Origin of the sequence: Flavobacterium sp. (assembly GCF_044360715.1) — a bacterium.
Taxonomy (GTDB): Bacteria; Bacteroidota; Bacteroidia; order Flavobacteriales; family Flavobacteriaceae; genus Flavobacterium.
This window is the reverse complement of record NZ_JBIKJY010000006.1, coordinates 41,373-53,538: the sequence shown is the minus strand read 5'-3', so window position 1 is coordinate 53,538 and position 12,166 is coordinate 41,373. Positions and strand designations below refer to the sequence as shown.

Here is a 12,166-nt window from a genome sequence, read left to right as displayed (position 1 = left end):
TGCAAAAGTACATTATCTATTTTAAACACATAGATACATAGATTTTTTTTATTTATGTTTTTAAAAACAAATCAAAAAATCTGCGTACCCATACTAAAAAATGCCAGAATCTTTAAAACTTAAATAACCAAATTCAGCAACAATAATGTGGTCTAATACTAAAACGTCTAAAGTTTGACCTGCAACTTTTAGCTTTTTAGTCAATTGTAAATCGGGTTCACTGGCTTGTAATTTGCCAGAAGGATGATTGTGACATAAAATTATTGAAGTGGCATGATATTCAAAAGCTGTTTTGAAAACCATTCTATTATCTACAACAGTTCCTGTGATGCCACCTTTACTAATTTGCGATTTATGAAGTACTTTATTAGAATTATTTAAATACAACACCCAAAATTCTTCGTGGGGTAACTCTCCAATTATGGGTTGCATAATTTCAAATATATTTTTACTTGATGTGATTTTTGGTAATTCGGTTGCTTCTTCCAACCTTCTTCTTCTGCCTAATTCTAAAGCGGCAACAATACTTATAGCTTTTGCTTCGCCGATACCTTTAAATTGAACTAATTGATGAACCGAAAGTTTACTGAGCTGATTAAGATTATGGTTTGATGCGGCTAAAATTCGCTGACATAATTGTACTGCGCTTTCATTTCTGGAGCCTGAACCAATTAAAATAGCTAATAATTCCGAATCGGATAAGGTTGATTTACCTTTAAGTTGGAGTTTTTCTCGTGGGCGATCGTCTTCAGCCCACTGATGAATTGGCGTATACATAAAAATTTATTTTGGCGTTTATTGATACAAAATAAGTAAAATAAAATTATTCTTCCAAATATTGTAACTTTATAAAAAAAATTGCTACTTATTTATAAAACCTTTAAATCACAAGAAAATGAAAAATTTAAGAAATCTATTAGCGTCAACTGTAATTTTATTTACTAGTTTAACTGTTTCAGCACAAACTGCTGATGAAATCATTAACAAATATTTTGAAAACATTGGTGGAAAAGAAAAACTATCAAAAATTAATGGTTTCAAAATGAATTTGGTTAGTAATTATAATGGAATGGAAATTCCTATAGAAATTTTCAATGATAAAACCGGGAAAATGTATGTAAAAGTTAATTTTCAAGGAAAAGAAATTACACAATTAGCATTTGACGGAAAAACAGGATGGAGTACTAATTTTATGACTATGAAACCAGAAAAATTAGATTCTGAAACAACTGAAAATATGTTAAGTCAAATTAACGATTTTCCTGATCCTTTTTACAATTATAAAGATAAGGGTTACAAAGTAGAATTTCTTGGTAAGGAAACAAAAGAAGGAACAGAATGTTTTAAAATAAAGTTAACAAAAACGCCAATTACTGTTGCAGGAAAAAAAGAAGAAAATGTAGTTTTTTATTATTTTGATGCTGAAAATTATGTGCCAATTATGACTGAATCTGAAGTAAAAGAAGGTCCAGCAAAAGGCCAAATGTCAACCAGTACAATGGGAGATTACCAAGAAGTTGACGGGATGTTTTTTCCTTTCACAATGAATCAAGGAGGGCAAGAAATGACCGTAAAAAGCATCTCAATTAATCCAACTGTAGATGCTAAAGCATTTGAAATGAAAGTAGAGTAATATGAAAAAGTTATTTTTATTTACAATAATTATATCTAGTGTAATTTCTTCAAACGCTCAAGAAATTACACTAAAAGGAAAAGAACTTTTTGGGGATTTAGAAGCCCGCCAAATTGGCCCTGCATTAATGAGTGGTCGTGTTTCTGATTTGGCGATGCACCCAAAGAACAATCAAATTATTTTTTTAGGTGCAGCAGGTGGTGGAATATGGAAAAGCTCTGATGGAGGTGCCAGTTTTGTACCTGTTTTCGACAAACATATTCAATCTATTGGTGCAATTACTTTTGATCCTAATAATCCAGACAATGTAATTTGGGCTGGAACGGGTGAAACTTGGACGAGAAATAGTGTCTCTGTTGGAGATGGAATCTATAAATCAACAGATGGCGGATTGAACTGGACCAATATGGGGTTACCAAAATCTGATAGAATTTCATCAATAATTGTAGATCCTAGAGATTCTAACAATATATGGGTTGGAGTTTTAGGAGCACTATGGGGAGATAGCGAGGAAAGAGGTATCTACAACTCAAAAGATGGTGGAAAAACATGGAATAAAGTACACTATATTGACAACAAAACGGGTTGTTCGGATTTAGTTATCGATCCAAGCAATCCAAACGTAATGTATGCCAGTTTTTGGGAATTTAGAAGAACTGCATGGTCATTTAATTCAGGTGGAAATTCTTCTGCATTATTTAAAACTACAGACGGTGGAAAAACTTGGAACAAAATCCATAATGGTTTTCCTACTGGAAAATTAGGACGAATTGCCATTGCAGTTGCACCATCAGATGTAAATATCTTGTATTCAGTTATTGAATGTGAAAAAGATAGCGAAAAAGGATTATATAAATCAGAAGATGCAGGGAAATCATGGAAACATTTAAATAGTGATTTTGCTTTAGTAGTTCGCCCATTTTACTTTTCAAGAATTACAATAGATCCAAAAAATCCGGATATTGTATATAAAGGTGGATTAAATGGTTCTATTTCTCGTGATGGTGGAAAAACATTTAAAAATTTAGGAGCGATGCATTCTGATATTCATGACATACTTGTAGACCCAATTGACACAAATAGAATTTATGTTGGAACAGATGGTGGAATGTACAGAAGCTGGAACAATGGAAGTACATTAGATATTGTAAAAAACCTTCCTATTTCTCAATACTATCATATTACTTTAGACACAGAAGAACCATATAATATTTATGGTGGTCTACAAGATAATGGCTCTTGGTATGGCCCAAGCAAAAGTGATGGCGGAATTGAAGCTAGAGATTGGAACAGCGTAGGTTACGGAGATGGGTTTAGAGTTTTAAAACACCCAACCAAAAAAATTATTTATAGTGAAATGCAAGGTGCCGAAAACATTTGGCGTTATAATTTAGAAACTAAAGAATTAAAAACAATTCAGCCTTTGCAAGAAAAAAATCAAGTAAAATTACGTTTCAATTGGAACACTCCAATTGTGACGGGCATACACAATCCAGATAGAATTTACGCAGGAAGTCAATTTGTTCACGCTTCCGATGATATGGGGGCAAGTTGGAAAATTATTTCTCCTGATTTAACGACAAATGATAAATTAAAAATGAACCAGGAAAATTCTGGTGGACTATCAAAAGATAATTCGGGTGCAGAAAATCATTGTACTTTATTTACTATTGCAGAATCGCCATTAAGCAAAGATATAATTTGGGCTGGCGCTGACGATGGTACTATTCAAATTACTCAAGACAGTGGAAAAACTTGGAAAAATGTAACGGCAAATATTATTGGTTTACCAAAAAATACTTGGTGTTATCATATCGAAGCTAGTAATTTCTCAAAAGGTAGTGCCTATGCTGTTTTTGAAGGTCATACTAATAATGATATGAACACATATGTTTATAAAACTATTGATTTTGGTACAACTTGGACTTCAATTGTAACAAAAGATATCGATGGTTTTGCTCGATGCATTCAAGAAGATTATGTTAATGAAAACTTGTTATTTTTAGGCACAGAAAAAGGGTTATACATCACGGTGGATGGTGGTAAAAACTGGTCGAAATTTGAAAACAATATGCCAGCAGTTGCTGTAATGCATTTAGATTTACATAAAAAAACTAATGATTTAGTAATGGCGACTCACGGAAGAGGTGTAATTATTCTTGATGACATTAGCATTTTAAGACAAGTAACAAATGAAATTATTGCTTCTGAGGTGTATTTCTTTAAAACCAAACCATTTATAAAAGAAGAAAATTCTTCATTTGGAAGTACCGCTTCTGAACTAGAATTTGTTGGACCAAATCCAAGCACTTCTGCTCAAATTGTATATTATCTAAAGAAGAGAAATACATTTGGTAAAATGGAAATGGAAATTCAGGATTTGAATGGAAATAAAATTGTGGGTTTACCAGTAAGTAATCAAAAAGGGATAAACATTGTTACTTGGGATTTTAATGAAAAAGGACCAAAAGTAGCAACTGGAAAAACATTAGATTACAGCGGTTTCACAACGCCATTAGTGCCTGCAGGGAAATACAAAGCTGTTTTAACTAAAGGTAAAGATAAATTTACACACGAGTTTGAAGTATTAAATGACCCGAAAAGTCCAATTACAGCTGACTCAAGAGCAGAACAAAGAGTCGCAACTAAAATGCTTTTCGATAAAGTGCAACGTTTAGCTTATATGGTTTATGAAATAGACGAAATGACGAAACTTAATGATGAAATTGCCTCTAAAGACAAAAGCTACACAAAAACCAGTATCAAAACCAATGCAGAATTAAACAAATTAAAATTCACTATGGTAATAACAACTGGTGATAATTATGTAGGTTCCGCAGAAAAGCAATTAAGAGAAAAATTAGGAGCAATTTACGCTTCGGTTGCAAGTCAATATGACGCGCCTTCTCCTTCTCAAAAAGCAAATATCGAATCAATATTAGAAACCTATAACAAAGTGGAAGCAGAATTTAAAAAATTAGAAAAAACTCATTTGTCTAAGATTTTAGAAAAAGCAAAAAAAACTACGCCAGAATATAAATTAAAAACATTTGATGAATTTATAGCTGGGTAATTTTTTACCTAAAATTTAAAAGGCCAATTTTTTAATTGGCCTTTTTTTTATACTAAAAACTTAAAAACAGCGTTTCAAATAAAAACTCATTCATATGAACTTCATTTTCGTTATAGCTTTTTTATTAAGTTTTAGTTCTTGTAAAAAACAAGAAATACTTTCTGATTCAACAATTTTAATTTCCGAAAAACAAGAAATTTCTTCAATTGAAAACCCGAATTCATTTGCAGAAAAGTTATCAAATGCAGCGATTCAAATTATTGATAAAGATGTTGTTTATACACCCGATTATGTGAAATTAAAATATCCAAATGGTGATGTCCCAGCAAAAACTGGCGTTTGTACAGATGTAATAATTCGTGCATACAGAAAATTAAATATCGATTTACAAAAAGAAGTTCACGAAGATATGGTGGCGAATTTCACAAAATATCCTAACTTAAAAAAATGGGGATTAAAAACTACAGATAAAAATATCGACCACAGAAGAGTCCCAAATTTAGAAGTATTTTTTGGTAGAAAAGGAAAAACGTTATCAATTTCTCAAAATGCGAAAGATTATAAAACTGGAGAAATTGTAACTTGGATGATTAACGATAAGTTGCCACATATTGGAATTATTACTCATTTAAAATCGGAAGACGGAAAACGTAATTTAATTGTACACAATATTGGTGGCGGACAAGTTTTAGAAGATTGCTTGTTTAGTTATACGATTGTTGGACATTTTCAATATGGCAATTAGATAATTAGTCAATGTGCCAATCAGACAATGTTCAATATGCCAATGTAACAAACTCAAATAAATAAATAAATAAATAGAGAATTTTATTTTTTTAGAAGTTTCAAAATAACCCTTCCAAGATTTGTAAACTCTTTGAAGGATTTAAATCATTGATACGACTTGTCCCAAATTTCGAGATTGTCTAGTTATCTAATTCTCTAATTCTCTAATTGACCAATTGACTAACCTCATCAAAATTCAATCCACCATAATTCCCTGAACTCATTAATAATAATGCGGAATTATTAAAATCTTGAGCAAATAAATAATCTTTAAATTTTGCTGGGTTCGTATAAATAATTAAATCTTTTCTATTGAATGATTGTGCAATTTGCTCTTGTGACACTTCATCTAATTGTTTAATTTTTACCGCATCTGGCGAATAAAAAACGACAGCTACATCTGCAGCATCTAAAGCACCTTCGTATTCTTTTAAAAATTCAGCATTTAAGCTACTATAGGTGTGTAATTCTAAACAAGCAATTAGTTTTCTATCAGGATATTGATCTTTTACTGCTTTGGTAGTAGCTGAAACTTTACTTGGCGAATGTGCAAAATCTTTATAAGCCACTTTACTACTACTCTCTGCAATTTTCTCTAAACGCTTACTTGCGCCTTTGAAAGTGGCAATAGCTTCGTAAAAATCAACCTCATCTACACCCATACATTGACAAATCCATTTGGCTCCTGCTAAATTATTTAAATTATGTGCACCAAAAACTTCAATTGGCATTGGACCTTCTGGCGTGTCTAATAAAGTCGTTCCGTTTTCAACAGTATAACTTGGTGTTTGATACGCAATTTTACGAATTGGGTTTGTGGTTTCTTCAGCTACTTGTTTAACGGTTGCGTCTTCTTCATTATACACTAAAATACCACCATTTGTAATTTGTGAAGTAAAAATACTAAATTGCTCTACATAATTTTCAAACGTAGGAAATACGTTAATATGATCCCAAGCAATTCCTGAAAGCAAGGCAATATTTGGTTGATATAAATGAAATTTTGGTCGTCTATCCATAGGAGAAGATAAATATTCATCGCCTTCTAAAACTATAAAATCGTTAGTTTCTGTAAGATGCACCATCGTATCAAAACCTTCTAATTGTGCGCCAACCATATAATCCACTTCAATATTATGATAATGCATTACGTGTAAAATCATAGAAGTAATAGTTGTTTTTCCGTGAGAACCACCAATTACAACGCGAGTTTTATTTTTAGATTGTTCGTACAAAAATTCAGGATATGAATAAATTTTCAATCCTAATTCTTGTGCTTTTAACAATTCTGGATTATCTTCTTTTGCGTGCATTCCTAAAATAACAGCTTCAATATCGGAAGTAATTTTTTCTGGAAACCAACCCATTTCCAAAGGCAATAATCCTTTTTTCTCTAAACGAGATTTAGAAGGTTCGAAAATAGCATCATCGCTACCTGTTATTTGATATCCTTTATTATGCAACGCTAATGCTAAATTGTGCATCGCTGCTCCGCCAATGGCTATGAAATGTGTACGCATTTTGTATGGTTAATGGTGAAAGGAATTGTTTGAAAGGTAACGTTTACCATTTACCCAAAACCCTCTACCTAATTACTTTTTAATGTTTTGAGCTTTTTCTTTGTCTTTTAACTTATACATATATAAATCGTATAATTTGGCATATGTTATGGCTGATTTACCTAATTGATGTGCTTTTATTAAATTTACTTCTGCAGCTTTATATCTTTTGTAATATACATCAATATAGCCTTTAGCTAAATAACCTTCTACCTTTGAAATGGCTATAAGCTCATCAGCGTACTTTACTGCTTTGGTTTCACTACCGCCAACAATTCCAGGCAATTCAATATATAACATTACTAAAGCCCAACGTGATTCAAGGTGTTTTTTATCTAAATTAGCAGCGTTTAAAAAAGCGGTTTCTATATCGCTAATCATGCCAACAGCTTTAAATTTATTTACTGATTTGGCTTTCATTCCTAATGCGCCACCATATTTATACCAATAATTCGCACTGTTTGGATTTTGAAGTTTTAATTTTTTATAATAAGAAATTGCAACATCCCATTTTTTTGCATTTCCTGCAATATCGCCTAAATACTCAATTGTTTTTTGATGATTGGGAGCTGATTTTAAATAACTTTCAAACAATCCTTTGGCTTCTTCAAACTTTTTTTCATTGAATAACTTTTCAGCTTTCTCAAATAAAGTCTGAGAAAACATACATTGCGAAAAGAGTAAGAAAAGGAATAGATTTTTTTTCATAATTTTAAATTATTTTCAAAAATAAGAAAACAATTCGTTTTTATCAATAAAAAAGGACTACATATACTTGATTTATTTATTTAAAAGGATGACGTTGCTGCCAAACGGTTTCGGGTTCTAAATTTTTAAATATTTTACCTAAAAATATATTCACTAATTTATTACTATGATAAATAAAACCCGACATCATAACTGGAGTTGCTCCAATAGAACTTTTAATTTCTAAAGCTGTTCTTCCGAAAATAATTTTTTTAAATTTATGGATAATTCCAAATTCTGTCATATTATACAACATATTTAAATACAACATTTTATCTTTTTGAATTTGTTCATCATATCCTAAAAAATAAGTTTCTAAAACATCGTCGTTTACTAAAATAGAATGAAAGCCAATAAGTTTATCTTCCAAAAAATAACCGAAAATTTTAAAGCCATCTCCACATTGTTTTTTAAATGTTGAAAAATGGTTTTCTGCTAAGAAAAAAGTATTAAAAGGTGCGTTTTTCGCTACATAATGATATAATTCATTAATTTTATTTTCATAAAAAACAACTAGTTCCACATCTAATTCTTTCATTGAAATCCCTTCGAATTTTTTATGAGCTCTTTTATATTGATCTCGATATTTTTTTGAAAAGGCGCTATAATAGTCTTCAATTGATTTCCAATTCGTGGGTATTTCGAAAATCATATTGGGTTGCGTATTGAATTCGTATATTTTATCGAAAGCATATTTTTTAAATTCTACAGCACAATTCTGATAAAAATCTTTAAAAGAAACCAAATGAATTTTAATCCCTTTTTGTTTGAAATACACTTCTAATTCTTTTGAACTTTGTTTTAAAATATAACTAACTTCCTCAAAACTGATTTCTTTCTGAAAAGCAAAAGCATTTTGCCCAGTTATCATGTTATTCCCAATAAATAATGTATGCGAAGCAAAGTTTCGAAAAATAAAATTCCGTATAAATGTTTTAAAGCAATTGTCTCTTTCTCCAAACGATTCTAATTTATTCAAATCTAAATATTGGGCTAAAGAAACCCCTATTAGTTCTAAATCCTTATAAAATCCAATATAAAAACATTGCATATTTGTTGGTGCCGAACGTTCTAAAACTTCTAAATAAGGAAGTTGTAAAAAATGATTAGCAACCGCAACTGCATTCCAATTTTCTGGAACGTCTTTTATAGAATCGAATATTTTTATTGTAATTTTTTCCAAGGCATAAAAAAGTCCCACAAATGTAGAACTTCTATATTATAAATAAATATTAATTTTAATTATCTAATAAAAATTACTAATTTTAATGTGCCTCATCGGTTCGATATTTGCAACACCCGTGAATTTTTTCATACTGTTCTGCAGTAGCTTTTATATCTTTAGTGTCATGGCCTACTTTTGCAATAGCTTTCTCTACATCTAAAACCGTACATTTTGTTTCATCAATAATTAAATGTAAATCTTGATGATCAACATGCCAAGTTGCACTTTTTACTCCTTTTACAGAATAGGCTGCTTTTTCGATACGTTTTTTACACATATCACAATTTCCATTTACTTCTACTTCAACTTTTTTGTTTTTGTTAAGTTGTTCTTGTGCGTTTACATTCATTCCTAACAAAGCAAACACTACTACTAATACCATTTTTTTCATGATTTTTTGTTTTTTAATGATTTATATTATTTTGTTCTTTTTTATCTTTTATTTTAAATCGTATTCCTGCGTAATACATCGTACCAAAAACTGGACCATAAATCATAGTACTATCAAAATACGGACTGTTAGGATTATCCGAAGCAATTATGGCATTCTTCTGTTTAAAGTTACCTAAATTTTCTGTCCCAAAATACATTTCAAATGTACTAGAAAATGTTCGCGTTATTTGCGCGTTAACAAGTTGGTAACTTGGCGTATATTCCGATAATTGATACTGAACTGGATTTGCTTGTGTATTTGGCAATCTTTGTTGACCAATCCAATTAAAAGTGGCATCAAATTTCCATTGCTTTCCTTTATCTAAAATATGCGTTTCATAAGCAATATTAGCAAAGAAACGATTTTTAGCTTGTAATGGTTTATCTAATAATCCGGTCGCATAATCGGTTTTAACATTTAAATATTTATAGGCCGTTCTAACATTTAAATGCGTCATTAAATTAATATTCCATTCAATTTGAAATGATTCTGCAAAACTTTTTCCATTTAAGTTAGAGAAAGTTACTTGCCTTGCATTTTCCAAATCGACCACAATTTGATTACTGAAATCTGTTTTATAATAATCCACAACCAATTCATGTTCTTTTCCAAAAAGATAGAATTTCTGAATAAAACTTGTTCCATAATTCCATGCTATTTCTGGATTTAAACCATATAATTTTCCGTTATCATTTTTAATAACAATATCTCTAGAACTAGCCAAAACATTTATGTTTTCAGCAAAAATATTTGAGGCTCTTTTTCCTCTTCCTGCAGAAAAACGAAATGTAGTTTTTTCAAACGGATTATATTTAACATGTGCTCTTGGGGTGAAAAATAAGCCCAATCTGTTGTGATTGTCCGCTCTGGCACCTAAAACGAAACTGAAATTATTTAAATTATCGAAAGAATATTCAAAAAACGAACCAATTGAAGTATCAATTCTGTCATATTCCGCCATAAAATTGGCTTCTAAATGTTCTTCAAATGTATCATAATTAAAATTCAACCCAGTTATAAATTTATGCTTTGTATTATTAATAATCGAATTAAAAATAAGATTCGAAAAATAATTTTTATGATGAATATGATGTGCTTTATCTCCAAATTCAGAATGCATTTTATTATACTGAAAGGCTTGTTGAAAACCAATACTTTGAAAAGGCATATTTGGATAAACATATCCAATTTTGTTGGAAATTTCTATTTTATCTGTGTTCACATGGCTTGTCCATAAATTGGGATTCATCACCATTTCATGCGAATTGTCGTTTATTGTACCACCTGTTTTTTCATCTGAAAAATATTTTATATTTAAAAACGAAACGATTCCTTTTTCTGCATTATTGTATTGCCAACGATTTAAAATATTAACTTGTTTTCCTAAGGGATTGTCTAAAAACCCATCGTGATTCATATCATTTTTACTAGTTCTGGTATTTCCGTGAACTAAAACTAATGAACTTAATTTATCTGAATATTTATTGCCAAAATGAGTATTAATCTCATATCTACCATCATTTGAGGCATAAACATTGGCAAAAAACGGGTCTTCTTTTTGAGGTTTAAGTAACTCATAGTTTATTTGACCCGAAATACTTTCATATCCATTCATTACACTCCCCGCCCCTTTTGTAATTTGAATGCTTTCTGCCCAAGTTCCTGGAATAAAGTTTAAACCTGTTGCTTGTAAAGCACCTCGAATGGCTGGAATATTCTCTTCACTCATTAAAATATAAGGACTAGTTAATCCTAGCATTTTAATTTGTTTATTGCCTGTAACGGCATCAGAAAAATTTACATCAATAGATGGATTTGTTTCAAAACTTTCCGATAAATTGCAACAAGCCGCTTTTTGTAATTCACCTTGCGATAAATGTTGCGTATTGGTAACTACTTTTTGTTTTCTACCCAAAGTATTTTGCTTCTTTACAATAGTTACAGTTGCAATATTGTTATCAGAAGCTGTTTTTTCTAATTGAATCGTGAAATCAGATTTGACACTTTGTTGTATTTCAAGTTTTTGGAACCCTTCTTTTTCTAAAATTAATATTAGATTTCGGTTTCCTTGAATTAAAGTAAACGAGCCATTTTCATCAGAATACAAAATGGTATTTAATTCTGAAATTGTGATTTTTACATTTGCGATAGGGGTATTTTCCTTATCAATAATTTTTCCTTGAACGTTACTTTGAGCTAAAGAAAATAATGGCATCAAGACCAAAAATAAGATTTTATACATAATTAATTAATAAAGTTTATAATTTAAAAAACTAAAAACGATATAAATTATGCGTAAAAAATAAGTTGAGAATAGAGTTTATAAAAAGGCGGTGCATTAGAATTACAATAGTAATCTACATTTTTTTTATTTGAATAAAAGCTTGCTGTTTTAGCAAAAAATTCAGGTGTTTCATTTAAAAAATGTATAGCAGAAAAATCAAATTGAAAATCTTTTAAAATAGAATAATCAATTTTGTTTTCGGTATTAATTTCCTCATTGGAACAACAACCTTCTTCTTCCGATTCTATAGAATCTGAAGCGCAACAAGAATCTTCAGATGCAGAATCAATTAATTTATTATTTTGATATACCAGAGACACATAAGCAATTTGGTCATTACAATAATGCAAAACCAAGCTGGCACTACTATTTACTAATAAAATAAATAATGCTAAATAAATACTTATGTGTTTTTTGAAATTCATT

Annotated in this window: 10 protein-coding genes; 3 read left to right on the top strand and 7 right to left on the bottom strand. The window is 30.3% G+C overall.

Features of this window, described 5'->3' with window-relative positions; genetic code table 11:
* Positions 1–93: 93 nt before the first annotated feature.
* The gene (radC, locus tag ACIQ16_RS03255; RefSeq protein ID WP_396148634.1) at positions 94–777 is read right to left on the bottom strand and encodes a DNA repair protein RadC; all 684 of its coding nucleotides are present in this window, start codon (positions 775–777) and stop codon (positions 94–96) included.
* Between the two features lie 118 nt (positions 778–895).
* Between radC and ACIQ16_RS03250 the strand changes: the two genes are divergently transcribed.
* From ACIQ16_RS03250 to ACIQ16_RS03240, 3 genes are all read left to right on the top strand, one after another.
* Positions 896–1,633: an outer membrane lipoprotein-sorting protein gene (locus ACIQ16_RS03250; RefSeq protein ID WP_396148632.1), complete on the top strand. Its 738-nt coding sequence runs from the start codon at positions 896–898 to the stop codon at positions 1,631–1,633.
* A 1-nt stretch (position 1,634) separates the two neighbouring features.
* Positions 1,635–4,706: a hypothetical protein gene (locus tag ACIQ16_RS03245; protein ID WP_396148630.1), complete on the top strand. Its 3,072-nt coding sequence runs from the start codon at positions 1,635–1,637 to the stop codon at positions 4,704–4,706.
* Positions 4,707–4,800: 94 nt separating this feature from the next.
* On the top strand, positions 4,801–5,451 hold the full coding sequence (locus ACIQ16_RS03240; RefSeq protein ID WP_396148628.1) for a DUF1287 domain-containing protein: 651 nt from the start codon (positions 4,801–4,803) through the stop codon (positions 5,449–5,451).
* Positions 5,452–5,656: 205 nt separating this feature from the next.
* Here the strand turns inward: ACIQ16_RS03240 and murC are convergent, their stop codons facing one another.
* The 6 genes from murC to ACIQ16_RS03210 form a co-directional block, all read right to left on the bottom strand.
* Positions 5,657–7,012, bottom strand: coding sequence for a UDP-N-acetylmuramate--L-alanine ligase (gene murC, locus ACIQ16_RS03235; protein WP_396148626.1), 1,356 nt, complete (start codon positions 7,010–7,012; stop codon positions 5,657–5,659).
* A gap of 72 nt (positions 7,013–7,084) precedes the next feature.
* Positions 7,085–7,759, bottom strand: a complete 675-nt coding sequence (locus ACIQ16_RS03230) for a tetratricopeptide repeat protein (RefSeq protein ID WP_396148624.1) — start codon at positions 7,757–7,759, stop codon at positions 7,085–7,087.
* Positions 7,760–7,835: 76 nt separating this feature from the next.
* On the bottom strand, positions 7,836–8,981 hold the full coding sequence (locus ACIQ16_RS03225) for an 8-amino-7-oxononanoate synthase (protein ID WP_396148621.1): 1,146 nt from the start codon (positions 8,979–8,981) through the stop codon (positions 7,836–7,838).
* Between the two features lie 82 nt (positions 8,982–9,063).
* Positions 9,064–9,414, bottom strand: a complete 351-nt coding sequence (locus ACIQ16_RS03220) for a heavy-metal-associated domain-containing protein (RefSeq protein ID WP_396148618.1) — start codon at positions 9,412–9,414, stop codon at positions 9,064–9,066.
* Positions 9,415–9,427: 13 nt separating this feature from the next.
* A complete protein-coding gene (locus ACIQ16_RS03215) occupies positions 9,428–11,698 on the bottom strand; it encodes a TonB-dependent receptor domain-containing protein (protein WP_396148614.1) in 2,271 nt (756 codons plus the stop codon).
* A gap of 47 nt (positions 11,699–11,745) precedes the next feature.
* On the bottom strand, positions 11,746–12,165 hold the full coding sequence (locus ACIQ16_RS03210) for an HYC_CC_PP family protein (RefSeq protein ID WP_396148612.1): 420 nt from the start codon (positions 12,163–12,165) through the stop codon (positions 11,746–11,748).
* Position 12,166 lies beyond the last annotated feature (1 nt).

What these genes read in the sequence shown, in the direction of transcription:
- ACIQ16_RS03250 (WP_396148632.1), top strand. Translation starts at nt 896, where the DNA reads ATGAAAAATTTAAGAAATCTATTAGCGTCAACTGTAATTTTATTTACT.
- ACIQ16_RS03230 (WP_396148624.1), bottom strand. Translation starts at nt 7,759, where the DNA reads ATGAAAAAAAATCTATTCCTTTTCTTACTCTTTTCGCAATGTATGTTT.
- radC (WP_396148634.1), bottom strand. Translation starts at nt 777, where the DNA reads ATGTATACGCCAATTCATCAGTGGGCTGAAGACGATCGCCCACGAGAA.
- murC (WP_396148626.1), bottom strand. Translation starts at nt 7,012, where the DNA reads ATGCGTACACATTTCATAGCCATTGGCGGAGCAGCGATGCACAATTTA.
- ACIQ16_RS03220 (WP_396148618.1), bottom strand. Translation starts at nt 9,414, where the DNA reads ATGAAAAAAATGGTATTAGTAGTAGTGTTTGCTTTGTTAGGAATGAAT.
- ACIQ16_RS03240 (WP_396148628.1), top strand. Translation starts at nt 4,801, where the DNA reads ATGAACTTCATTTTCGTTATAGCTTTTTTATTAAGTTTTAGTTCTTGT.
- ACIQ16_RS03215 (WP_396148614.1), bottom strand. Translation starts at nt 11,698, where the DNA reads ATGTATAAAATCTTATTTTTGGTCTTGATGCCATTATTTTCTTTAGCT.
- ACIQ16_RS03210 (WP_396148612.1), bottom strand. Translation starts at nt 12,165, where the DNA reads ATGAATTTCAAAAAACACATAAGTATTTATTTAGCATTATTTATTTTA.
- ACIQ16_RS03245 (WP_396148630.1), top strand. Translation starts at nt 1,635, where the DNA reads ATGAAAAAGTTATTTTTATTTACAATAATTATATCTAGTGTAATTTCT.